Annotated in this window: 20 protein-coding genes; 16 read left to right on the top strand and 4 right to left on the bottom strand. The window is 73.3% G+C overall.

Annotation, left to right across the window (positions count from 1 at the left end; translation table 11 throughout):
• Window positions 1-49 precede the first annotated feature (49 nt).
• From ACZ7LY_RS25525 to ACZ7LY_RS25505, 5 genes are all read left to right on the top strand, one after another.
• Window positions 50-676, top strand: coding sequence for a hypothetical protein (locus ACZ7LY_RS25525; protein ID WP_471627028.1), 627 nt, complete (start codon window positions 50-52; stop codon window positions 674-676).
• A gap of 101 nt (window positions 677-777) precedes the next feature.
• Window positions 778-1,377: an RNA polymerase sigma factor gene (locus ACZ7LY_RS25520; RefSeq protein ID WP_471627027.1), complete on the top strand. Its 600-nt coding sequence runs from the start codon at window positions 778-780 to the stop codon at window positions 1,375-1,377.
• 27 nt (window positions 1,378-1,404) lie between these two features.
• Complete coding sequence (locus ACZ7LY_RS25515; protein WP_471627026.1) at window positions 1,405-2,190, top strand: hypothetical protein; 786 nt, start codon at window positions 1,405-1,407, stop codon at window positions 2,188-2,190.
• 359 nt (window positions 2,191-2,549) lie between these two features.
• Window positions 2,550-3,212 (top strand): RNA polymerase sigma factor, encoded by a 663-nt coding sequence (locus ACZ7LY_RS25510; protein ID WP_471627025.1) that lies wholly within the window; start codon window positions 2,550-2,552, stop codon window positions 3,210-3,212.
• A complete protein-coding gene (locus ACZ7LY_RS25505; RefSeq protein WP_471627024.1) occupies window positions 3,212-4,288 on the top strand; it encodes a hypothetical protein in 1,077 nt (358 codons plus the stop codon). Before ACZ7LY_RS25510 ends, ACZ7LY_RS25505 begins: the two co-directional genes overlap by 1 nt.
• A gap of 263 nt (window positions 4,289-4,551) precedes the next feature.
• On the opposite strand, the gene ACZ7LY_RS25500 is transcribed toward ACZ7LY_RS25505, so the two are convergent.
• The gene (locus ACZ7LY_RS25500) at window positions 4,552-5,553 is read right to left on the bottom strand and encodes a L,D-transpeptidase family protein (protein ID WP_471627023.1); all 1,002 of its coding nucleotides are present in this window, start codon (window positions 5,551-5,553) and stop codon (window positions 4,552-4,554) included.
• Between the two features lie 224 nt (window positions 5,554-5,777).
• On the opposite strand from ACZ7LY_RS25500, the gene ACZ7LY_RS25495 reads away from it, so the two are divergent.
• Together ACZ7LY_RS25495 and leuE are read left to right on the top strand one after the other, a co-directional pair.
• The gene (locus ACZ7LY_RS25495; RefSeq protein ID WP_471627022.1) at window positions 5,778-7,358 is read left to right on the top strand and encodes an acyl-CoA mutase large subunit family protein; all 1,581 of its coding nucleotides are present in this window, start codon (window positions 5,778-5,780) and stop codon (window positions 7,356-7,358) included.
• Between the two features lie 130 nt (window positions 7,359-7,488).
• Complete coding sequence (leuE, locus tag ACZ7LY_RS25490; protein ID WP_471627021.1) at window positions 7,489-8,148, top strand: leucine efflux protein LeuE; 660 nt, start codon at window positions 7,489-7,491, stop codon at window positions 8,146-8,148.
• 64 nt (window positions 8,149-8,212) lie between these two features.
• Here the strand turns inward: leuE and ACZ7LY_RS25485 are convergent, their stop codons facing one another.
• Genes ACZ7LY_RS25485 through ACZ7LY_RS25475 form a run of 3 tightly spaced genes read right to left on the bottom strand, consistent with a single transcriptional unit; the run spans window position 8,213 to window position 11,687 of the window.
• Entirely contained in the window at window positions 8,213-9,379 is a 1,167-nt protein-coding gene (locus tag ACZ7LY_RS25485; RefSeq protein WP_471627020.1) for an acyltransferase family protein, read from the bottom strand.
• Complete coding sequence (locus ACZ7LY_RS25480) at window positions 9,376-10,713, bottom strand: polysialyltransferase family glycosyltransferase (protein WP_471627019.1); 1,338 nt, start codon at window positions 10,711-10,713, stop codon at window positions 9,376-9,378. Before ACZ7LY_RS25480 ends, ACZ7LY_RS25485 begins: the two co-directional genes overlap by 4 nt.
• Window positions 10,710-11,687, bottom strand: a complete 978-nt coding sequence (locus tag ACZ7LY_RS25475; RefSeq protein ID WP_471627018.1) for a glycosyltransferase family 2 protein — start codon at window positions 11,685-11,687, stop codon at window positions 10,710-10,712. The genes ACZ7LY_RS25480 and ACZ7LY_RS25475 overlap by 4 nt, the downstream gene beginning before the upstream one ends.
• A 198-nt stretch (window positions 11,688-11,885) precedes the next feature.
• On the opposite strand from ACZ7LY_RS25475, the gene ACZ7LY_RS25470 reads away from it, so the two are divergent.
• The 9 genes from ACZ7LY_RS25470 (at window position 11,886) to ACZ7LY_RS25430 (ending at window position 23,910) form a co-directional block, all read left to right on the top strand.
• Window positions 11,886-13,193, top strand: a complete 1,308-nt coding sequence (locus ACZ7LY_RS25470; protein WP_471627017.1) for a DUF6716 putative glycosyltransferase — start codon at window positions 11,886-11,888, stop codon at window positions 13,191-13,193.
• A 104-nt stretch (window positions 13,194-13,297) separates the two neighbouring features.
• A complete protein-coding gene (locus ACZ7LY_RS25465) occupies window positions 13,298-14,617 on the top strand; it encodes a cytidylyltransferase domain-containing protein (RefSeq protein WP_471627016.1) in 1,320 nt (439 codons plus the stop codon).
• A 12-nt stretch (window positions 14,618-14,629) separates the two neighbouring features.
• Window positions 14,630-15,571, top strand: a complete 942-nt coding sequence (locus ACZ7LY_RS25460) for an N-acetylneuraminate synthase family protein (protein ID WP_471627015.1) — start codon at window positions 14,630-14,632, stop codon at window positions 15,569-15,571.
• A gap of 70 nt (window positions 15,572-15,641) precedes the next feature.
• Window positions 15,642-16,679, top strand: a complete 1,038-nt coding sequence (locus ACZ7LY_RS25455) for a hypothetical protein (protein ID WP_471627014.1) — start codon at window positions 15,642-15,644, stop codon at window positions 16,677-16,679.
• Between the two features lie 261 nt (window positions 16,680-16,940).
• Window positions 16,941-18,137 carry a Cmx/CmrA family chloramphenicol efflux MFS transporter gene (locus tag ACZ7LY_RS25450; protein WP_471627013.1) on the top strand — a complete coding sequence of 399 codons (1,197 nt, stop codon included), beginning with the start codon at window positions 16,941-16,943 and terminating at the stop codon, window positions 18,135-18,137.
• Between the two features lie 165 nt (window positions 18,138-18,302).
• Window positions 18,303-19,556 carry a M20 family metallopeptidase gene (locus tag ACZ7LY_RS25445; RefSeq protein ID WP_471627074.1) on the top strand — a complete coding sequence of 418 codons (1,254 nt, stop codon included), beginning with the start codon at window positions 18,303-18,305 and terminating at the stop codon, window positions 19,554-19,556.
• 252 nt (window positions 19,557-19,808) lie between these two features.
• Window positions 19,809-20,867: a BMP family lipoprotein gene (locus ACZ7LY_RS25440; RefSeq protein ID WP_471627012.1), complete on the top strand. Its 1,059-nt coding sequence runs from the start codon at window positions 19,809-19,811 to the stop codon at window positions 20,865-20,867.
• A 258-nt stretch (window positions 20,868-21,125) separates the two neighbouring features.
• Window positions 21,126-22,187: a BMP family lipoprotein gene (locus tag ACZ7LY_RS25435; protein ID WP_471627011.1), complete on the top strand. Its 1,062-nt coding sequence runs from the start codon at window positions 21,126-21,128 to the stop codon at window positions 22,185-22,187.
• Between the two features lie 166 nt (window positions 22,188-22,353).
• Window positions 22,354-23,910, top strand: a complete 1,557-nt coding sequence (locus ACZ7LY_RS25430; protein ID WP_471627073.1) for an ABC transporter ATP-binding protein — start codon at window positions 22,354-22,356, stop codon at window positions 23,908-23,910.
• Window position 23,911: the final 1 nt, after the last annotated feature.

The following is a 23,911-nucleotide window of genomic DNA, read 5'->3' as shown; positions in this document are numbered from 1 at the left end:
CTCCGGCCAACTGCTGCGCGACGCCTCCTCGTTGCGCCTGGTCACGTCCGTGAGCAAGGGCGCCGTGCACGTCCGCAGCGACGTACGGCGAGACCGTGAGGGCAACTGCGAGGGGACCGTCGCCGCCGGTTCCGGGCTCGACGTCGAGATCCGCTATCTCGCGGGCGGCACCGGGGCGGGTGCGGCGCGGCCCGAGGCGTACATGAAGTACGACGACGCCTCCCTCGCCGCCCTGGAGCGGGGCGCCGCCGCTCAGCGTCCCGAACGGGCGCCGCTCGTCCGGGAGTTCGTGGCGCGGGCGCGCGGCAAGTACGTCCGCCTGGCGGAGAGCACCGGCGCCGTGGCCCGCCTGGGCAAGCACTGCGAAGTCGGCGGGATGTTCGCCGACGTCCTGACCTTCGGGAGCCGGGGCGTGCGGGCCGAGCCCGTCGAACGGCGGGCGGGCCGCCGCGTGGTACCGCTCGTCACCCCGAATCCCACCGGCAAGAACGCGGGCGGCACGCTGTACGTCGATGCCGAGGGCGACCCGTATCTGCGCGGGTTCGACGGCGTCTCCGAGGGGATGCGGATGTCCGTCCGGCTCTCCGCGTACGGCGAACCGATCGGCGTCCGGCGCCCGGACCCGGACGAGACCGTGGACGCGCCGCGCGGCGGCGGCCTGTCCTTCGAGGTCTGACCCGCGCGTGCTGTGACGTTTCCGCGGGCGGGGGCGCTGATCGGTACGGGGGCTCGGAGGCGGACCCGGTCCGCCCTGAAGACGTACGAAGAGGGAAGCGTTTGGGCCAGCGAGGGGAACCCCGGCGTCCACAGGCGTACGACGGGGAGCTCGGCGCCGCCGTGGCGCGGGCCCAGGAGGGCGACGAGACGGCGTTCGCCGTGGCCTACCGGCTCGTCCAGCCCGGCCTGCTCGGCTATCTGCGCGGGCTTGTCGGCGACGAGGCCGAGGACGTCGCCGCCGACGCGTGGCTGGAGATCGCCCGTGACCTCGGGCGTTTCCGGGGCGACGGCGCGGGCTTCCGTGGCTGGACCGCGACCATCGCCCGGCACCGCGCCCTGGACCTCATGCGCCGCCAGAAGGCCAGGCCACGGACCGCCGCGCCCGCCGACGACCTGCTCGACCTGCCCGCGCGGCACGACACCGCCGACCTCGCCTTCGAGACGCTGTCCACGGAACGCGCCCTCGCCCTCATCGCCGAACTCCCCCCGGACCAGGGCGAGGCGGTGCTGCTGCGGGTCGTCGTCGGTCTCGACGGGCCCGCCGCCGCCCGCGTCCTCGGCAAGCGCCCGGGCGCCGTCCGCACCGCCGCGCACCGGGGCCTGCGGCAACTGGCCCGGCGGCTCGGCGGCGAGGACCCCGCGACGGAGGGCGGGCGATGAACGGACGTACGCGCGAGGGGAGCCGGGATGACTGAGCGCCCCTCAGGACAGGACGGGCCCGCGCCCGCGCCCGACGCGGCTGACTCGCTCGCCCGCGCCCTGCTCCCCGTGGAGCACGGCGGGCCGGGGGAGCGGGCCGCGCTGGCCGCGTTCCGTGCCGCCCGGGACTCCGGGGCCCTCACCGCGCGGCCCCGGCGCCGGGACGACTGGCGTCCGCGGCGGCCCCGGCGTTCGCTGCGGGCCGCGCTCGCGGGGCTGCTGCTCGCGGGCGTGACGGCGGGCGGCGTCGCCGTGGCGGGCATCGGCACCGGCCCCGGCCCCGCCGACCCGCCCGGGCACCCGGCCCCGCCCCGGACGACCGCGCCCCCGGCGCCCGCGTCCACGCCGCCCGCTCCCGGACCGCCCGCTTTCCCGGGCTCCCCGGGCTCCCCGGGCCTGGGCCGTCCGGCGCCGGGGGAGCGGCGGGACGAGGAGCGCGGCCGGGACCGCGCCCCCGGCGAGCACCCCGGGCACGGGCGGGAGCGGGCGGCGCGCTGCTCCTCGTACGAGAAGGGGCACGGCCTGAACCGTTCGGCGCGGGCCGCCGAGGGCTGCGCCACTCCGACCGGCGCCCCGACCGGCCCTCCGACCGGCGCTGAGAACCGCGCCCCGGCGACCCGGCCGACCAGCCCCGGCAAGGGCGTCGGCAAGGGCGCTGGCGATGGGCGCGGCAAGGGCGCTGGCAAGGGGCGCGACAAGGGGCCCGGCGCGGGGCAGGGGCAGGGTCACGGGCGTCCCGGTGATCGAGGAAAGGGGAAGCCGCGCGGCGCGTGACCCGCGCGCGGCGTGTCCGACCGGCGCGGAAGCAGGGGAGGAGCGGGGAGATCCCGGGGAGAAGTGACGCGCCCGTGTACCCGGCCCGAGCGGGCCTCGGGCGGAAATCCCCCTGAAATACGGGACGGCCGAGGTCGCCACCCCCCACAGGAGAGACCCCGGCCGCCGCGCGGTACGGGTCGCTAGCGGCCCGTACTCTCTACAGCGCCATGCGTGCGCTTTCTGTCACACCCCGCTGTGTACCGCTCTGGTTGCGAGTTGTACAAACATGGACGCGGGGGCGTTTCAGGCCGTAGCGTGCGATTCGCGCCGGGGACGCACATCGCGCACATCGCCGATCGGGACAGCAGGGGCTGGGAGTGCTGGGGGACGACGCGGAGCTGACCGCCGCGGTGCTTGCGGCACAGGACGGGGACGAGACCGCGTTCCGTACTGTGTACCGCGCCGTGCAGCCACGCCTGCTCGGATACGTGCGCACGCTCGTCGGCGATCCGGACGCCGAGGACGTCGCCTCGGAGGCGTGGCTCCAGATCGCGCGCGACCTCGACCGGTTCGAGGGGGACGCCGACCGGTTCCGCGGCTGGGCCGCCCGTATCGCCCGCAACCGCGCCCTCGACCACATACGCATGCGGGGGCGCCGGCCCGCCATAGGCGGCGACGAGAGCGAACTCACCGGCGAACCCGCGCCCTTCGACACCGCCGACGAGGCCATGGAGTCCCTGGCCACCGGCGACACCCTCGCGCTGATCGCGCAGCTCCCGCAGGACCAGGCCGAGGCCGTCGTGCTGCGCGTCGTCGTCGGGCTCGACGCCAAGAGCGCGGCGCAGACCCTCGGCAAGCGGCCCGGCGCCGTCCGCACGGCCGCGCACCGCGGTCTGAAACGGCTGGCCGAACTGCTCGGCGCCGACCAGAAGAACCCCGGCCCCCTCGGCGCGGTGCCCCCGCCGAGAGCGCCGGACACCCGCACGGTGACGTCCGCCGGTGTGACGCAATCGCGTACGCGGACGCAGAAGGACATGTGATGGCCGACGAGCACTACAGGTGGCTGGACCGCGACGCGGCGGAGCGTGTGCTGCGCGGGGAGCCGCTGGAGTCCGTCGCCGAGGACACCGCGCAGCAGGCCGGGCGGCTCGCCGCGGCCCTCGACGCGCTGTCCGCCCTGCCCGCGGGCCCCGGCGGTGAACTGCCCGGCGAGGAGAACGCCCTGAAGGCGTTCCGCGAGGCCCGCGCCCTGTCCGCCGCCGACGCGGCCGCGACCCGCGCCGGCCCCGCCGCCCGCGCCGGTGAGCGCCGCTGGGGGCGGCCCGTGCGGTTCGGGCTGGCCGCCGCCGTCGCCGCGTGCATGGTCGGCGGGGTCGCCGTCGCCGCCGGGACCGGGGTGCTGCCCTCGCCGTTCGGCGGCCGTGAGGACCCCGCGCCCGCCGCCTCCGTCTCCTCCGCCGCCAGCCCCGGCCGCCCGCTGGTGTCGCCCTCCGCGCGCGCCTCCGAGGACGGCGGCGAGACCAGGGCCGGCGAGGCCACGGACCCCGAGACCTCCGCCACCCCCGGCGCCGACCCGAGCGCGTCCCCGAAGCCGGGCGCCTCCCGGGCGCCCGAGACGCGGGGCGGCGCCGTCGCGCGCGGCTCCGAGGGGCTGCGCAGGCGGGTCGGCGAGGCGTGCCGCAAGTACCAGGGCGGGCGGCTCGACGCGGACGCCACGCGGCGGCTGCTCGAGAAGTCCCGCAAGTCCGGCAGGACGACCGAGGACCTCGACCGGTTCTGCGCGTCCGTGCTCGCCTCGCCCGGGGCGGGCGGCGGCGCGGACCGGGGCAAGGGCGACGGCCAGGGGCAGGGCGGCCAGGGCCAGGGTCAGGGCGGCCAGGGGCCGGGCGGCGACGACGAGGACGAGGACTCCGGCGGGCCGGGCGGCTCGGGCGGCTCCCAGAGCGGCGGCTCCGGCGGCCCCGGCGGGGTCGGCGAGCAGAACGCGGGGTTCATGCCCCCGTTCACCAAGGTCCCGGCCCCCGCGCCCTCCTCCGGCCCGCCCGCCGGGTCCGCGTCGCCGTCCCCGTCCCCGTCGGCGCTGGCTTCCGCGTCCTCGGTGCCCTCGGCCTCCTGACCCGGGCGCACCCCTCTGACCTGCACGAACGCCGTCGCGCTCAGTTTCTTGAAGAAAATCTCGGCTCAGGTGTGACGTTTCTGGAGCGTCCGGCGCAGTACAGAGTGAGCCGACTGGTCATCGGCCGCGCACGAGCCGGGGGTTCCCCCCGTACCCACGGCTCTGTGCCACTGGCGTGGGTGGGACACGTTCCCCCGGTCCCACCCACGCCCCTTCTCTCCCGCCCTCCCTCTCCTTGCCGCACTCAGGGACGGGCGCCGCGCTCACCAGTGGACGACGACCTTGTCGCCGGGCCGCACCTGGTCGAACAGCGCCGCGATCTTCGCCTTGTCCCGTACGTTCACACAGCCGTGCGAGGCGCCGCTGTAGCCGCGGGCCGCGAAGTCCGCCGAGTAGTGGACGGCCTGGCCGCCGCTGAAGAACATCGCGTACGGCATGGGCGTGTGGTAGAGCGTCGAGACGTGGTCGCGGGACTTGAACGTGACGTGGAACAGGCCCTCACGGGTCGGCGTGTACTGCGACCCGAACCGCACGTCCGTCGTCATCAGCCGCTTGCCGTCCACATACCAGGACAGCGTGCGGCTCGTCTTGCTGACGCACAGGGCGCGGCCCGTCAGACAGCGCGGGTCCGGCTTGCCCGGGGGCTGCCCGCCCGCCGCGTACAACTCGTCGCGGCTCGGCGCGTGCGTCATCGCCACGAGCCGCTGCCAGGTGACGGTGTCGGTGCTGCCCGTGCGCGGCAGGCCCCGCTTGCCCTGGAACCCGGAGACCGCCCGCGCCGTGGCCGGGCCGTACGTGCCCGTGGGCCCCTCGGAGAGCCAGGCCACCTGACGCAGCCGGGCCTGGAGCTCGCGCACCTTGCCGCCCTTGGCGCCGGACGCCATGAGCACCTTCGGCGGCGCCGCCGGCTTGGCGTCCGCGGGCGGGGTGGTGGGCGCGGCGGGCGTGGCCGCGGGCGGCTTCGTGGCCGGCGCCTTCGGTGGCTTCGACGGCGTCGGCGTCTTCGGGGCGGCGGGCGTGGCCGCGCCCGGCGGGGTCGAGGCGCCCGGCGAGGCGGACGCGCCGCCGCCGACGACCTCCGCCTTGCACCCGGCGACCAGCACGAGCACGCCGACGGCGGCCACCGCGTGCACCACCGCCCGCCGCGCCCGCCCCCGCCGCCGGGCCGCGCCCCTGACCGCCGTACCGGCCGCTGTGCCGGTCCCCGTACCGGCCGTGCCGCCGGTCTCCGTGTTCCCCGAGTGCTCCGGGTGTGCTGTCCGCATGGCGTCCCCCGCCTGCCGTGACGTTCCTCTTCTGTCACCTTTGATGCTTCCCGTGCCGCGATGGTTGCGAACGGAACGCGTCCGGCGGGCGCATGGGCGGGTAGAACCGGACGAGGGCTGTGAGCAAGCTCCCAGCGTGCGCCTCTCCACGGCCCGCACGCCCACGGCTACAGTCCGTCGTCGAGGGTCGGTCTTTACTGGCAAGTAACGCGGGAGGCACAACCATGGCGCGCGAATCCGAGTCCGGGCTGCCCATCGAGCCGGTGTACGGCCCGGCGGCGCTGGAGGGCTGGGACCCCGGCGAGAAACTGGGCGAGCCGGGCGCGTACCCCTTCACGCGCGGTGTCTACCCCACGATGTACACCGGCCGCCCCTGGACCATGCGGCAGTACGCGGGCTTCGGCACCGCCACCGAGTCCAACGCCCGCTACAAGCAGCTCATCGCCAACGGCACGATGGGCCTGTCCGTCGCCTTCGACCTGCCGACGCAGATGGGCCACGACTCCGACGCGCCGCTCGCGTCCGGCGAGGTCGGCAAGGTCGGCGTCGCCATCGACTCCCTCGACGACATGCGCGTCCTGTTCGGCGGCATCCCGCTGGACAAGGTCTCCACGTCGATGACGATCAACGCGCCCGCCGCCCTCCTGCTCCTGCTGTACCAACTCGTCGCGGAGGAGCAGGGCGTCGCCGCCGACAAGCTCACCGGCACGATCCAGAACGACGTGCTCAAGGAGTACATCGCCCGCGGCACCTACATCTTCCCGCCCAAGCCCTCGCTGCGGCTGATCGCGGACATCTTCAAGTACTGCAAGGCCGAGATCCCGAAGTGGAACACCATCTCGATCTCCGGCTACCACATGGCGGAGGCCGGTGCCTCGCCCGCGCAGGAGATCGCCTTCACCCTCGCCGACGGCATCGAGTACGTGCGCACGGCCGTCGCCGCCGGCATGGACGTCGACGACTTCGCGCCCCGGCTCTCCTTCTTCTTCGTGGCGCGTACGACGATCCTGGAGGAGGTCGCCAAGTTCCGCGCGGCCCGCAGGATCTGGGCCCGCGTCATGAAGGAGGAGTTCGGCGCGAAGAACCCCAAGTCGCTGATGCTCCGCTTCCACACGCAGACGGCCGGTGTGCAGCTCACCGCGCAGCAGCCCGAGGTGAACCTCGTGCGCGTCGCCGTCCAGGGCCTCGGCGCGGTCCTCGGCGGCACCCAGTCGCTGCACACGAACTCCTTCGACGAGGCCATCGCGCTGCCCACCGACAAGTCGGCGCGCCTGGCCCTGCGGACGCAGCAGGTCCTCGCGTACGAGACGGACGTGACGGCGACGGTCGACCCGTTCGCCGGCTCGTACGTGGTCGAGAAGATGACCGACGACGTGGAGGCCGCCGCCCTCGAACTCATGGAGCGCGTCGAGGAGTTCGGCGGCGCGGTCAGCGCCATCGAACACGGCTTCCAGAAAAGTGAGATCGAGCGGTCCGCGTACCGCATCGCGCAGGAGACCGACTCCGGCGAGCGCGTCGTCGTCGGCGTCAACCGCTTCCAGCTCGACGCCGAGGAGCCGTACGAGCCGCTGCGCGTGGACCCCGCCATCGAGGCGCAGCAGGCCGAACGCCTGGCGAAGCTGCGCGCCGAGCGCGACCAGGGGGCGGTGGACGCGGCGCTCGACGCGCTGCGGAAGGCCGCCGAGGGCGAGGACAACGTCCTGTACCCGATGAAGGAGGCGCTGCGCGCCCGCGCCACCGTCGGCGAGGTCTGCGACGCGCTGCGCGGGGTGTGGGGTACGTACGTGCCCACCGACGCGTTCTGATCCCGCCGCCCGCTCCCCGAAGGCCCGTGGCCGGCCTTCGGGAGCGGGCCCGCCGGTCCATCCGGACGTGATGATTCCGGCATCCGGAACCCCTTTACGCGGGGCCGTACACCCGTGCGACACTCCCGCCATGCTGGGTGTCATCGATCTGCCGACCTATCTCGCGGGTACCGTCCTCATCGTCCTGCTGCCGGGACCGAACTCGCTGTACGTACTCTCCGTCGCCGCCCGCCGTGGCGTACGGACCGGCTACAAGGCCGCCGCGGGCGTCTGGTGCGGGGACACCGCCTTGATGACGCTGTCCGCCGCCGGAGTCGCCTCGCTGCTCCAGGCCAACGCCGTCCTGTTCGGCATCGTGAAGTACGCGGGCGCCGGCTACCTCACCTGGCTCGCCATCGGCATGCTGCGCGCCGCGCTCGCCATGTGGCGCACCCGGCGCGAGCGGCTGGCCGCCGCCGAGGCCGAGGCGGCGCAGGCCAAGCCGGTCCAGGAGCGGCCTTTCCGGCGGGCGTTCGTGATCAGCCTGCTCAACCCGAAGGCGATCCTGTTCTTCATCGCCTTCTTCGTGCAGTTCGTTGACTCCTCGTACGCGTATCCGGCGCTGTCGTTCGTGATCCTCGGGGCGTTCGCGCAGCTCGCCAGCGTTCTCTACCTCACCGCCCTGATCTTCGGCGGCACCCGGCTGGCCGCCGCGTTCCGGCGCCGCAAGCGGCTGTCGGCCGGGGCGACCTCGGCGGCGGGCGTGCTGTTCCTCGGGTTCGCGGTGAAGCTGTCGCTGGCCAGCACGTGAGCCGGGGCGGGCGGTGCGCGTGAGCCGGGGCGGGCGGTGCCGGTGAGGGCGGCCGCCCGCCCGGTCAGCGGTTGAGGGCGCGGCGCAGCGCGGGCGTCGCGCGTTCCTCGACGTAACGGTTCAGCAGCCAGGCGAGCAGCAGCATCGCCGCGACTGTGCCGAGCAGCGTCGCCCACGACGGCAGGCCCGCGCGCCGGTGCAGGACCTCGATCACCACCCACCCCAGATGCTCGTGCACCAGGTAGAACGGGTAGGTGAGCGCGCCTGCGACCGTCAGCCAGCGCCAGTTCGCCCACGCCGTCCAGCCGAGCGCGATGACGGCGACCGCCGCGAAGCCGAGCGTGACGACGGCGATGATGCCGAACGAGGTGCGGTACGAGAAGAAGTCCGGGTTCGGCGCGTGCCACAGCCGGGACACCGCGTAGTGCTGGCCGATGAGCCAGCTCACCGCGACCACGCCCCACCCGCTGGCGTCCCGCCGGTCGCGGTGCACGAGGTAGAGGCCGATGCCGCCGATGAAGAACGGCGCGTACTCCGGCATGAGCACGAGGTCGAGCAGCGGCTCGCCGGACGCCTGCGCGAGCGCGGCGGCCAGCGTCCACACCGCGCAGAACAGCAGCACGCGCCGCCGGGAGGCGCCCGGCAGCACGACGCAGAGCGCGAACAGCGCGTAGAAACGCACCTCCGCCCACAGCGTCCAGCACACCCCGAGCACCCGGTCCACGCCCAGCGGCTGCTGGAGCATCGTCAGGTTCACCAGCGCGTCGCTCGGCGAGACCGCCTTGTACGCGACGACCGGCAGCGCGAACACGGCCGTGACCAGGATGATCGCCACCCAGTACGCGGGCAGCAGACGTGAGGCGCGCGACGCGAAGAAGGAGCGCAGCGGGCGCCCCCAGCCGCTCATGCAGATCACGAACCCGCTGATGAGGAAGAACACCTGCACACCGAGGCAGCCGTACGCGAACCAGGTGTGCAGGGTCGGGAACTGGAGCCGGGGCGAGGTCCCCCACGCGGCGCTGACCTCGCCGTCCCGCCCGCCGTAGTGGTAGGCGGCGACCATCAGCGCGGCGACCAGCCGCAGCCCGTCCAGGGCGCGCAGCCGTGCCCCGCGCGGGCGGGCCGGGGCGGGCGCGCCCGGGGCGGGAGCCGCCGCCTCCGCCGCCCCTCCCGCCGTCGCGCCGGCGCCCGGGGCGGGGGAGGGCAGGGTGCCCGTGTCGAGGGGACTCATCCGAGGGCCGCCCGCTTCAGCGAGCGGGCGCGGCGCGCGACCCTGCGCACGGCCGGGCTGCGCGGGATGAACGCGAGCTGCGCCGGGACCGCGCCGGGCAGCCCGAGCGAGGTCAGACGCCGCCGCTTGAAGTAGCGGCGGGTGTGCCCGTCGAGGTGGGCGGCGAGATAGCGCTCGGCGTCGGCGCGCAGCCCCGGGTGGATCTTCGACTGCATCGCGTAGCCGACCGCCCGCAGCAGCGCGGTCAACTCCTCGGTGGACAGGCCCTGTTCCCGCTCCCGTACGGCTTTCTCGTCGCCGAGGTCGGGCAGCAGCGCGTCCACGATGGTCACGGGCACGCGGTTGCTGTTCTGGTAGGGGGCGAGCCGGTCGAGCAGCGGGCCGGTGCCGACGCGGGCGACCGGGATGTCGTAGAGGGCCGAGGCCGTGAGCAGGGCGGTGGAGAAGCAGCCGACGACGAGGGCCGGGCGCATCCGCTGGTAGAGCACCTCGGCGAGGACCGGGGTGTCGAGGACGGTCAGCGCCACCCCCAGCTCCTTCGCCTGCCGCTCCAGCGTGCGCGACCAGCGGGCGGGCGCGGTCGGGTGCGGCTTGAAGACGATCTCCCGGTGGCCGAGGCGGACCGCGCCGCGCATCATGCGCACGTGCAGGTCCTCTTCCTCCTCGGCGGTGAGGATGTCCAGGGCGGAGAGGTACTGGCCGAGCAGGAGCGCCGGTTCGCCCTCGACGGCGGGCAACGGCTCGTCGCTGTCGCCGAGTTCGGCGAGGACCTTGACGAAGACCTCCGTGGGCACCACCTCGGGGGGTACGCCGAACTCCGTGAGCAGCAGCGGCGTCAGGCCCGGCACGAGGTCCAGGTGCAGCAGGCGGCGGACGCGGGTGCCGACCAGAGGGTCGATCTTGTTGCGGGTGGGGCCGTAGCTCATCAGGCCGTCCGCGTACACGTCGACGGGGGCGCCGGAGAAGATCTGGCAGAGGGCGAGCGCCGGATTGACCTGGAGGGACTCGACGGCCAGCTCCACGTCGTCGTCGCCGAGCCCCCACAGCAGCCGCAGGTACCGCTCGAACAGCGGGATGTCGTCGCCGCGCGGCGCCCAGCCGCCCGGGTGGAACGGGAAGATCGCCTCGTTCCACGACAGCACGTCGTCGAAGCGGGAGCGCAGCCGCTCGAAGCCCGGCATCGCGTCCAGCGACGGGGTCGTCTCGGGCGTCGCCGCGTTGTTGGCGACGAGCAGGATCGTGCGGTCCGCCGGCGTGAACCGGTCCGCGTCCAGCGCGGCGGCGAGCGTGGCGGTGCCGTACAGGGTCGAGGCGAGCAGGATGCGGGTCGTCATGCCACGGCCCCCGCGCTCACCGGGCGGCGGCGCAGCCGGCGCAGCCGCGTCGCCCGTTCGGCGTCCATCGAGTCGAGGGCGTCGTCGAGCACCTGCTGGGGCATCCGCTTGAGCGCCGCCGCGCTCAGTGACTTCAAAGTGCGCGCCACGGGCGGTTCGAACCTTTCGATCGATCCCAGGTGATGGGAGATGATGGCGCAGTACGTCCGTACGGCCTTCGGCAGCAGAAGTTCCGCGTCCCGGTCGCGCGCGGTCTCCCGTACGACCTGATCGAATGCGCGAATGAAATCGAGCTGGCGTACGTCACCGATCTGCGTGAGGGAGGACGCCACTCCGCGCCGGTAGAAGACGCCGAGAAGTCCGAGGGCCGCGAAGGATTTCGCCTCGCGGTGCAGCCGCCAGATCCACGGCCGGTCCTCGGCCGTGCGCAGCCCGTCGGTGAAGTGCAGCAGCCCCTGATCGGCCAGGCGCCGGTGGTACATGCCGGCCCACGCGTACGCGTAGTCCACGGACGTGGAGCGGTCGGCGGGCAGGATCGCCTCGCGCGGGTCGCGCACCACACCGCGCGGCCCGTGCGGCACCCGGTGCACGGTCCGGGCCCGCCCGGTGCACTGCACGTGGTCGGTGCGCACGAAGTCGCAGCCCAACTGCTCCATGGCGGCGAGGAGTTCGGCGTAGTAGCCGGGCGCGAGCCAGTCGTCGCCGTCCAGGAACGTCAGATACTCGCCGCGCGCCTTGTCGAGCCCGGTGTTGCGGGCGGTGGCGAGACCCCCGTTCTGTTCGTGACGCACGACGACCGCGCCGGGCAACTCCCGCTCGGCGCGCGCGAGAATGTCCGGCGTCTCGTCCTTGGAACAGTCGTCGACGAGAATGAATTCGAAATCGTCGCGCGCGTTGGCACGCAGACTTCTCAGGGTGTCGGGCGCGTATTGCTGCACGTTGTAGAACGGCACGATGACGGAGAGCTTGACCACGTCCGTGACGTTAGGGCGCGGCCCGGCATTCGTCTTGACCGGCAACTTGATGCCAGGTGAACGACGTGTGGCGGGACCGTGAATCGGCCCTGGCGCAAAGGGAATCCCGGGCGGATTCGCCATTCGTCGGCGCGCTGTTAACCGTTTGTTGCACTCCGGTTGGGCCGCCCATCGAAAAGCCTTCCTAGCTTTCTCGACGTGCCAGCAAGGAACGAGAAGCAGCGCAGAGTCGTCGTACTCGCGGACTCCGACACCCGGTGGAAATGGGGGGCCCTCACAGCGTCCCGCACCGCCCCCGGCGATGTCACCCTCGACGGCTTCCTGCTGCGCGGCCGGGCCACCCCGACCCCCCGCCAGCTGCGCGAGGTGGGCGTGCGCGCCGACAGCCTGCGCGAAGTGACGGCCGTGGAGTTCCTGCGCGAGATGGAACGCGCGCCCGGCACCTGCGACATGGTCGTCCTCGCCCTCGTCGGCGGCGGCGTCCAGGCCCTCCTGCACGGCCTCGCCCGGATCTGGCGCGACGCGCCCGAGCGGCCCGTCGTCGTCACCGGCTACGTCGGCGTCGTCTACGAGAAGCTCGCCGACGGCCTGCTCCTGCGGCACGGCGCCGACGTCGTCCTCGCCAACTCCGCCTACGACGCGGACCGCTTCCGCGCCGTGTACGAGGGCGTCGGCGCGGACACCGGCGCGGTCACCGAGTGCGCGCTGCCCTTCCTCGGCGGCGAGCCCTACGGCGCGGAACACGACCTGTACACCGTCGTGTTCGCCGCCCAGCCCTCCGTCCCCGAGACCCCCGCCGACCGGCGCTACCTCCTGGAGCGGCTGGTCCGCCACGCCCGCCTCCACCCGCGCCGCGAGGTGCTGCTCAAGCTGCGCAGCAAGCCCGGCGAGCACACCACGCACATCGAGGAGACCCCCTACCAGAAGCTCGCCCAGCGCCTCGACGCCCCGCCCAACCTCCACCTCGTGTACGGGAACATGGGCGAGGTCCTGGACCGCACCGACCTGCTCGTCACCGTCAGCTCCACCGCCGCCCTCGAAGCGCTGCACCGGCGCATCCCGACGGTCCTGCTGACCGACCTCGGGGTGCGCGAAGCCCTCGGCAACCACCACTTCACCGGCTCCGGCTGCCTGCTCTCCTGGGACCAGCTCGACGCAGGCGAGGCGCCACGGCCGAACCCCCGCTGGCTCGCCCGCCAGGGCGTCGCCGCCGACGGCGACTACGCCCGCGCCTTCGACGGCGCCCGCGCGAAGGTCGCCGCCCTGCTGGACGGCGAACGCCCGCCGCTCGCCCCGTACTACAGCCTCACCACCGCGCCCGGCTATCTGCCGCGCGTCCTCGCCCGCCACCACCTCGCGCCCGACGGCAGCCCGCTGCCCGGCGCCCCGGCCGCCGACAAGGCACCCGGCGCCGTGCGCCAGGTCGTGCGCCGCGCCGCCCGTGGCGCCTACCGGCACGGCGTCCAGCGCGTCGCCCCCGTCATCCGCCGGATGGGCGAGCTGTGACCCCGCCGCCGCCCGGCGCCGGCCCCTCGAACCCCGTACCGCACGCGCGTCCGGAGCCCCCGGCCCGGCCCGCGACCCCCGCACCGCCCGAAGGAGAACCGCAGATGACCGACCCGGAAGCGGGAGCGGCGGCCCCCGTGCGCCGCGTCCTCGCCGTGATCCCCGCGCGCGGCGGCTCCAAGGGGGTGCCCGCGAAGAACCTCGCCCCCGTCGGCGGAGTGCCGCTCGTCGCCCGCGCCGTCCGTGAGTGCCTCGCCACCCGGCACGTCACCGACGTCGTCGTCTCCACCGACGACGACGCCATCGCCGCCGCCGCCCGCGAGGCAGGCGCCGAGGTCGTGCTGCGGCCCGCCGCCATCGCCGGCGACAAGTCCAGCTCCGAGGCGGCCGTCCTGCACGCCATGGACGCCCACGAAGCCCTCCAGGGCGCCGCCGTCGACGTGGTCCTCCTCGTCCAGTGCACCAGCCCCTTCCTCGTCCGCGAAGACATCGACGGCGTCGTCGCCGCCGTCGTCGAGGGCGGCGCCGACAGCGCGCTGACCGTCGCCCCCTTCCACGGCTTCCTGTGGCGCGACACCGCCGACGAACCGCACCCGGCCGGCGCCCACCGGGCCGCCGCCGAGCACAGCGGCTCCGTCGCCGTCCTCACCGGCCAGGACACGACCACCGCCACCGGCGGCTACGGCGTCAACCACGACAAGTCGTTCCGCCAGATGCGCCAGGACCGCCCGCAGGACCTCCTGGAGACCGGCGCCGTCTACGCGATGGAGGCCACCGGCTTCCGCCGCCACGAGCACCGCTTCTTCGGCCGCACCGACCTCGTGCGCACCGACCCCGCCCGCGTCCTGGAGATCGACGACCCGCACGACCTCGCCCGCGCCCGCGCGCTGGCCCCCCTCTTCGACCAGCGCACGCTCCCCACCCGGGACGACGTGGACGCGGTCGTCCTCGACTTCGACGGCACCCAGACCGACGACAAGGTGCTGATCGACTCCGAGGGACGGGAGTTCGTCACCGTCCACCGCGGCGACGGCCTCGGCATCGCCGCGCTGCGCCGCGGCGGTCTGACGATGCTGATCCTGTCCACGGAGGTCAACCCCGTGGTCGCCGCCCGCGCCCGCAAGCTCAGGCTTCCGGTCCTGCACGGCATCGACCGCAAGGACCTCGCACTCAAGCAGTGGTGCGAGGAACAGGGCATCGCGCCCGAGCGCGTGCTCTACGTCGGCAACGACGTCAACGACCTGCCGTGCTTCGACCTCGTCGGCTGGCCCGTCGCGGTCGCCAGCGCGCACGACGTCGTACGCCACGCCGCACGCGCCGTCACCACCGCCCCCGGCGGCGAAGGCGCGATCCGGGAGATCGCGGCCTGGCTCCTCGGCCCCTCACTGGCCGCTCCCGTCACCCCCGAACCCCTCACCAGCTAAGGAACGTCTGCCATGTCTGCTCCCCACTCCCGCCTCCGCACCTTCGGCTCGCGCACCGCGGGCCCCGGCCGCCCCGTCTACATCACCGGCGAGATCGGCATCAACCACAACGGCGACCTGGACAACGCGTTCAAGCTGATCGACGCCGCCGCCGAGGCCGGCTGCGACGCCGTCAAGTTCCAGAAGCGCACCCCCGAGATCTGCACCCCCCGCGACCAGTGGGACATCGAGCGGGACACGCCCTGGGGCCGGATGACGTACATCGACTACCGCCACCGCGTGGAGTTCGGCGAGGACGAGTACCGCCAGATCGACACCTACTGCAAGAAGAAGGGCATCGACTGGTTCGCCTCCCCGTGGGACACCGAGGCCGTCGCCTTCCTGGAGAAGTTCGACGTCCCCGCCCACAAGGTGGCCTCCGCCTCCCTCACCGACGACGAGCTGCTGCGCGCCCTGCGCGCCACCGGCCGCACGATCATCCTCTCCACCGGCATGTCCACGCCGAAGCAGATCCGGCACGCCGTCGAGGTGCTCGGCTCGGAGAACATCCTGCTCTGCCACGCCACGTCCACCTACCCGGCCAAGGCCGAGGAGCTGAACCTGCGCGTCATCAACACCCTCCAGGCCGAGTACCCGAACGTCCCGATCGGCTACTCCGGCCACGAGACCGGCCTGCAGACCACCCTCGCCGCCGTCGCCCTCGGCGCCACCTTCGTCGAGCGCCACATCACCCTCGACCGCGCCATGTGGGGCTCCGACCAGGCCGCCTCCGTCGAGCCGCAGGGCCTGACCCGCCTCGTCCGCGACATCCGCACCATCGAGGCGTCCCTCGGTGACGGCGTCAAGAAGGTCTACGAGTCGGAGCTCGGCCCGATGAAGAAGCTGCGCCGCGTCGCCGGCGTGGTCGCCGAGTCGGAGATCGCCGTCGCCGCCGGCGAGCCCGTCGGCGTCTGACCCGCTCAGCACGACGGCCCGGCGCGGGGAGCCCGCGCCGGGCCGTCACGGCGTCCCCGGGAGGGCCGCGATGTCCCGCAGCAGTGGTACGGGCGAGACGCTCTGCTTCGTCGAGAGCCCGGTGCAGCTCCTCAACGTCCTGGAGTGGGCGCACCTCGACGGCGCCACGGCGACCGTCGTCGTGCTCTCACCCACCGACCCCATGACCCGCGGCCAGTTGCGCCGCATGTCCGAACTGGCCCGCACCGAAGGCCACACGGTGCGCTGGGAGGAGGCACGCGGCGGCCCCCTCGCCCCGTTCCAGACCATCGGCTCGCTCGCCGGACCGCTGCGCGCCGCCGACCGGATCGTCATCGGCGACCCGTTCTCCCGCTACGTCCAACTGCTGCTCACCATCACCCGCGCCCGCGACCTCGTCGTCGTCGACGACGGCACCGCCACCATGGAGTTCGTCGCCCAACTGGCGCGCGGCGAACGCCTCGTGCGCTGGCACCGGCGCGGCGGCCGCCCCGGCGCCCGCGACCTGGCCCTCGCGCCCGTCTCGGCCACCGCCCGCCGCCGCCTCACCCCGAGCGCCGGGCGGAGAGTCACCGTGTTCACGTCGATGCCGGTGGACGAGGCGCCCGAGGGCGTCACCCTCACCGCCAACGCCTACGCCTGGACCCGCGACCGGTTCGGGCCGCCCCGGCTCACCCGGGGCGCCGACCTCGTCGGCACGTCCCTCGTCGAGACCGGCGTCGTCGACCTGGAGCGCTACCTCCAGGCGGTCCGCGCCCTCGCCGCCGCGCACGGCGCCACCCGCTACTTCGCGCACCGCCGCGAGAGCGCCGACAAACTGCACCGGCTCGCCGTCGAGACCGGCCTCGAAGTGGTCAGACCCGACCTGCCCCTCGAACTGATCGCCCGGCGCGGACCCATCGGGCGCACCATCCTCAGCTTCCCCTCGACGGTCGTGCACACCCTGCCCATCGCCCTCGACGGCACCGGCGTCCAGGTCGCCGTCTGCGAGATAGACCCCGCCTGGCTCACCCAGGGCGTCTCCGACCACGCCCAGGGCTTCCTCGCGGGCATCGCGGGCTCGGCCCGAGGAGTGGCCCGCACGGTCTGACCGTACGCACGGTCTCCCGCCCGTCCTTAAAGAGGTGGCTCGTGCCGGGGTGGGGTCACTAGCCTGGGGCCGTGAGCGCACCCGAGTCGGACTGACGTGGGCCGCCGGCAGTCGGCCGGTGGCCCTTTCCTGAGCGTCGAGCGGCGGCCCGCGCGGGCCCCGCCGCACCCGCGCGCCCGGAGGCGACGCCACCGCCCGGACTGCCGTACCGCGACCACGTTCCCTCTTCGTACGGTCGTCCGTACGGTCACGGAGTCCGCTGTGCCTTACACGCTCATCCTGCTCGCGCTCGCCGTCTTCGCGCAGAGCACGTCCGAGTTCATGCTGTCGGGGCTCACCCCGGCCATCGCCGCCGACCTCGGCGTCTCCCTGCCCGCTGCCGGGGCGCTGACCTCGGCGTTCGCCGTCGGCATGATCGTCGGCGCGCCGCTCGCCGCCCTGCTCGCGCTGCGTCTGTCGCGCCGGGCCGCGCTCGCCGGCTTCCTCGCGGTGTTCCTCGCCGCGCACGTCGTCGCCGCGACCACCGGCTCCTACGGCGTCCTGCTCGCCACGCGGGTCGTCTCCGCGCTCGCCCATGCGGGGTTCCTCGCCGTCGCGCTCGCCACCGCCACCGCCCTCGTCGCCCCCGACGCCAAGGGCCGGGCCACCGCCGTCCTGCTCGGCGGCACCACCCTCGCCTGCGTCGTCGGCGTCCCCGGCGGCGCCCTGCTCGGGCACCTGTTCGGCTGGCGGGCCGCGTTCTGGGCCGTCGCCGCGCTCTGCCTGCCCGCACTCGCCGCCGTCCTCGCCTCCGTGTCCTCCGTGTCCTCCGTACCCTCCGGCGCGGGCTCCGGCATCGGCACCGGCGCTCCTGCCGGCGCCGGGCGCGGGGGAGTGCGGGCCGAGGCGGGCGCCCTGCGCTCCCCGCGCCTCGGCGTCCTGCTGCTGCTCGGCGCCCTGGTCAACGCGGCGACCTTCTGCACCTTCACCTACCTCGCCGCCCTCGCCACCGGCACCGCCCACCTGGACGCGGCCCGCGTCCCCGCGCTGCTCGCCCTCTTCGGCGCGGGCGCGTTCGCCGGGGTCACCGTCGCCGGGCGCCTGGCCGACCGGCACCCGGCGCGGGTCCTCACGGGCGGCGGGGCCGCGCTGCTGCTCGGCTGGGCCCTGCTCGCGCTCACGGCGGGCAGCACGCCGGCGCTGCTCGCCCTCACGTTCACCCAGGGAGCCCTGTCCTTCGCCGTCGGCTCCACTCTGATCGCCCGCAGCCTCTACGCGGCCTCGGCGGCGCCCACCCTCGCCGGCGCCCTGGCCACCGCCGCCCTCAACACCGGCGCGGCGCTGGGGCCCTGGGCGGGCGGCACGGTCCTCGACGCGGGCGGCGGCTACCGGGGCGTCCCGGCGGTGAGCGCGGCGCTGGTCGCCCTCGCGGGGCTCGTCGCGGCCGGGGCGGCGGGGGCCCGAGTGGTCCGGAGGTGAAAGAGGGGCGATGCTGGGTACCGGGAGAAAGAGGACCCATACCCGCCCGGAGTGGTCATCACGCGCGCCGAGCCAGATTTTTTCTCCCCAATCTGGCTGAACTTTTGTTGATCGCGCGTTAGTTGACCCCTCCACCGCCCTACCCTTCACAGGGTGAACCATCTGATGTCACCACAGACCGAGGCCGACAGCGCCGGGGAAGCCGCGTTCGGCGGCACGCTCCCCGGCGTGCTGCCCGAGGCGCTGCGCACCGAACTCGTGGCGTTCCGCCGCGACTTGCACATGCACCCCGAGCTGGGCAACCAGGAGTTCCGGACCACCGCCGCGCTCAAGACCCGCCTGGAGCGGGCCGGGCTCGCGCCCCGCGTGCTCGGCATCGGCACCGGCCTCGTCTGTGACATCGGCACCGAGCGCGGCGAGTGGAGCGAGGCCGACGGCGAGCGCGGCATGCTGGCGCTGCGCGCCGACATCGACGCCCTGCCCATCCCGGACACCAAGGCCGACTGCGCGTACCGCTCCACGGTCCCCGACCGCGCCCACGCCTGCGGCCACGACGTGCACACCACCGTCGTGCTCGGCGCCGGGCTCGTCCTCGCCGACCTGCACCGGCGCGGCGCGCTGCCGCGCCCGGTCCGGCTGATCTTCCAGCCGGCCGAGGAGGTGCTGCCCGGCGGCGCGCCCGACGCCATCGAGTGCGGGGTCCTGGACGGCGTCGCCAAGATCGTCGGCGTGCACTGCGACCCGAAGGTCGACGCGGGCCGGATCGGGCTGCGGCGCGGCGCCATCACCTCGGCCTGCGACCGCCTGGAGGTCACGCTCGACGGGCCCGGTGGCCACACCGCGCGCCCCCATCTGACGACCGACCTCGTCACGGCCGCCGCCAAGATCGCCACCGAGGTCCCGGCGGTCGTCTCCCGCCGCGTCGACGCCCGCTCCGGGCTCTCGGTCACCTGGGGCCGCCTGGAGACCGGCCACGCGTGCAACGTGATCCCCCAGCACGCCGAGCTGTCCGGGACCGTACGCTGCCTCGACCTGGACACCTGGCGGGCCGCGCCCGACCTCGTGCACGGCGCCATCCAGGAGATCGCCGACCTGTACCGGGCCAAGTCCGTCGTGAACTACGTGCGCGGCGTCCCGCCCGTGGTCAACGACGCGGCCGTCACCGAACTGCTGCGCGACGCGATGGTCGCCCGGCGCGGGCTCGACGCCGTCGAGGACACCCCGCAGAGCCTGGGCGGCGAGGACTTCTCCTGGTACCTGGAGCACGTGCCCGGCGCGATGGCCCGCCTCGGCGTGAAGACCCCCGGCGACCGGATCAGCCGCGATCTGCACCAGGGTGACTTCGACGCGGACGAGTCCGCGATCACGGTCGGCGTCGAACTCTTCACGGCGGCCGCCCTCCTCGACGCCCGCGCCTGACCCCGCCCCCGCCCACCTGGTCCGGCCCGCCGGCCCACCCGGTCCAGCCCGCCCGCCTGGTCCGCCCCGCCCGCCCCCTGACCGGCCCGTGCCGCGTCCGCGTACCCCGCACGCGCGGCACCGGCCGGAACCAGCCAGCGGCACGAATCGGTAACGGCCGCTCCGAAGGGCGTTCCTCGCGGCATCTACGCGCGTTATGGTGCGCCGAACTGAGCGCCATAGAAGGCGTGTTGGATGATAGGGGACTTCCTGATGCGTCGGATACCAAGGCTTACGCAGATCGCCGTAGGCGCCGTGGGCCTGGCGCTCGCCGCCACCGCCTGCGGGGGCACCAGCGGTGACCACGGCAGCGGGGGCGGGGACAAGAAGGGCCTCGGCCTCGCCATCGCGTACGACGTCGGCGGCAAGGGCGACCAGTCGTTCAACGACTCCGCCTACGAGGGACTGCTCAAGGCGAAGAAGGAGTTCGGCTACAAGACCGCCGACCAGGAGCCCAAGGACGGCGAGTCCGACGACGACAAGGCCCAGCGCCTGTCCAACCTCGCCAAGGCGGGCTACAACCCGGTCGTCGGCATCGGCTACGCCTACGGCCCGGCCATGAAGGAAGTCTCCAAGAAGTTCCCGAAGACCACCTTCGGCATCGTCGACTCGGTCGTCGAGGGCAAGAACGTCGCCTCCCTCGTCTTCGCCGAGAACGAGTCCTCGTACCTCGCCGGTGTGGCCGCCGCGAAGGCGACGAAGACCAACCACGTCGGTTTCGTCGGCGGTGTCGACAACGAACTGATCAACAAGTTCGAGGCCGGCTTCGAGCAGGGCGTCGACGACACCAAGAAGGGCGTCAAGATCGACGTCCAGTACCTCGACGAGGACCCCGCCAAGGGCTTCGCCAGCCCCGACCTCGGTGAGGCCGCCGCCGGCAAGCAGCTGGAGGACGGCGCCGACGTGCTCTACCACGCCGCCGGCCTGTCAGGGCAGGGCGTGATCAAGGCCGCCGCCGAGCAGAAGAAGTGGGTCATCGGCGTCGACTCCGACCAGTACGGCCAGAAGACGCTCGCCAAGTACAAGGACTACATCCTCACCTCCGCGCTCAAGGAGGTCGGCGGGGCCGTCTTCACGCTGGCCAAGTCCGTCAAGGACGGCAAGCCGCTGACCGGTGTGCAGACCTTCGACCTGAAGGTGAACGGGGTGGGCGCCGCCGAGTCCAACCCGAAGTTCAAGGAGATCCCCGGTCTCGCCGACGCCGTCGCCAAGGCGAAGAAGGGCATCGTCGACGGCTCGATCAAGGTCGCCACGAAGCCGAAGCGGAAGTGATCCGACCGGCCTGCCTGCGGCGGGCCGAGAGGTAGCAGGACGTCATACGTAAAACGTCGAGGGCGGGCGCGGATTTCCTCCGCGCCCGCTCCTCTTTGCTTTCGGCAACGCCCCGCTCGCGGCGTGGCGAGGGTCTCGCATCGCCCCGGTAACAGGTTGGACAATCAGGGTTTTATGTTTTGTCTACGCGCGTTACTCTGCGGCGAACTCAGCGTCGGGCCGTGGCCGTTCCGGCGCTTGTACGAAGGAGCTCTTCCCATGCGCCGGGTTTCCCGCATAGCGGTCGCAGGCACCGCGACCGCCTCTCTCGCTCTCGCCCTCGCCGCTTGCGGCGGCACCTCGTCGGACGCCCAGTCCAAGGAGGGCGGCAAGGGCGGGGACAAGGGTCTCGCCATTGCCTACGACGTCGGCGGCAAGGGCGACCAGTCGTTCAACGACGCCGCCTACGAGGGCCTGCTCCAGGCCAAGAAGGAGTTCGGCTACAAGGTCGCCGACCAGGAGCCGAAGGACGGCGAGTCCGACGACGACAAGACCCAGCGCCTGGTGCAGCTCGCCAAGATGGGCTACAACCCGGTCGTCGGCATCGGCTACGCGTACGCCCCGGCCGTGAAGCAGGCCGCCGCGAAGTACCCGAAGACCACCTTCGGCATCGTCGACGACGCCACGGCGAAGGGGAAGAACATCGCCGACCTCGTCTTCCAGGAGAACGAGGTCTCGTACCTGGCCGGCGTCACCGCCGCGACCAAGACGAAGTCCGGCACGGTCGGCTTCGTCGGCGGCGTGGACAACGCCCTCATCAACAAGTTCGAGGCCGGCTTCGTCCAGGGCGTCAAGGACACCAAGAAGAACGTCCAGGTCAAGGTCCAGTACCTCGACGAGGACCCCGCCAAGGGCTTCGCCTCCCCGGACCTCGGCAAGGCCGCCGCGGAGAAGCAGCTGGAGGACGGCGCCGACGTCGTCTACCACGCCGCCGGCCTCTCCGGTCAGGGCGTCATCGAGGCCGCCGCCGCCGCGAAGAAGTACGCGATCGGCGTCGACTCCGACCAGTACTCCCAGAAGGCCCTGGACAAGTACAAGAAGTTCATCATCACCTCCGCCACCAAGGACGTCGCCAAGGCGATCTTCAACCTGGCGAAGTCGGTCAAGGACGGCAAGCCCGCGACCGGCCTGATCGTCGGCGACCTGAAGTCCGGTGAGGTCTCCCTCGCCGGCTCCAACCCGGAGTTCAAGAACGACGGCAAGCTCCAGGCGGCCCTGAAGAAGGCCGAGGCGGGCATCATCGACGGCTCCGTCAAGGTGCCGGTCAAGCCCCAGTCGTAAGCCGCGCGCACCGGGCGCGGGGACAGCCGCTTTCTCCTGCGGGAGGACGCTTCTGCCCCGCGCCCCCTTCGTGCCATCCTGCTCGGCATCGCACGAACCCATCCCTCGCACACCGCTGTCGGGGCGCTACGCGTGTAGGCGACCCCCTTTCCCAGGAGAGTGCGCCATCGCCACGTCAAGCTCCCCGCCGGCCGCCGTAGCCGTAGAACTCAAGGGCATCACCAAGCGTTTCCCCGGTGTCGTCGCCAACCACGACATCTGCCTCACCGTCCGCAAGGGCACCGTGCACGCCCTCGTCGGTGAGAACGGCGCGGGCAAGTCCACCCTGATGAAGATCCTCTACGGCATGCAGAAGCCGGACGAGGGCACCATCGCCATCGACGGCGAGACCGTCAGCTACTCCTCGCCCGCCGACGCCATCGCGCGCGGCATCGGCATGGTCCACCAGCACTTCATGCTCGCGGACAACCTCACCGTCCTGGAGAACGTCGTCCTCGGCAGCGAGAAGCTGCACGGGATCGGCGCCCGCGCCCGCCGCGCCATCCTGGAGATATCCGAGCGCTACGGCCTCGGCGTACGCCCCGACGTCCTCGTCGAGGACCTCGGTGTCGCCGACCGGCAGCGCGTGGAGATCCTCAAGGTGCTCTACCGGGGCGCCACCACCCTCATCCTCGACGAGCCGACCGCCGTGCTCGTGCCGCAGGAGGTCGACGCCCTCTTCGCCAACCTGCGCGAACTCAAGGCCGAGGGCCTGTCCGTCATCTTCATCTCGCACAAGCTCGGCGAAGTCCTCTCCGTGGCCGACGAGATCACCGTCATCCGGCGCGGCACCACGGTCGGCACCGCCGTACCCGCCGAGACGACCCCCAAGCAGCTCGCCGAGCTGATGGTCGGCAGCGAACTGCCCACCCCCGAGACCGCCGAGTCCACCGTCACCGACCGCCCGGTCGTCGAGGTCGCCGACCTGCGCCTCGCCGCACCCGGCGGCGGCAAGCCGCTGCTCGACGGCATCACGTTCACCATTCACGCCGGTGAGGTCCTCGGCCTCGCGGGCGTCGAGGGCAACGGCCAGACCGAACTCATCGAAGCCCTCATCGGCCTCGCCCACGCCGACAGCGGCACGATCGCCCTGCTCGGCGAGGAGATCACCGGCTGGGCCACGCGCCGCCGCCGCGAGTCCGGCATCGGCTACATCCCCGAGGACCGCCACCGCCACGGCCTGCTCCTCGACGCGCCGCTGTGGGAGAACCGCATCCTCGGCCACGTCACCGAACGCCCCAACAGCAAGGGCTTCTGGCTCGACCCCAAGGGCGCCCAGGCCGACACCGAGCGGATCGTCAAGGAGTACGACGTCCGCACCCCCGGCATCGACGTCACCGCCGCCTCCCTGTCCGGCGGCAACCAGCAGAAGCTGATCGTGGGCCGCGAGATGAGCCACGCGCCCAAGTTCCTCATCGCCGCCCACCCCACGCGCGGCGTCGACGTCGGCGCGCAGGCGCAGATCTGGGACCAGATCCGCGAGGCCCGCCGCGAAGGACTCGCCGTCCTGCTCATCTCGGCCGACCTCGACGAGCTGATCGGCCTGTCCGACACCCTCCGGGTCATCTACGACGGCCGTCTGGTCGCCGACGCCGACCCGGCCTCGATCACCCCGGAAGAGCTGGGCTCGGCCATGACCGGTGCGGCCTCGGGCCACCTGGAGCACACGGAAGACGGTGCCTGAC

The organism is Streptomyces sp. NPDC107550 (assembly GCF_055639095.1).
This window is presented reverse-complemented; position numbering and strand designations above follow the sequence as displayed.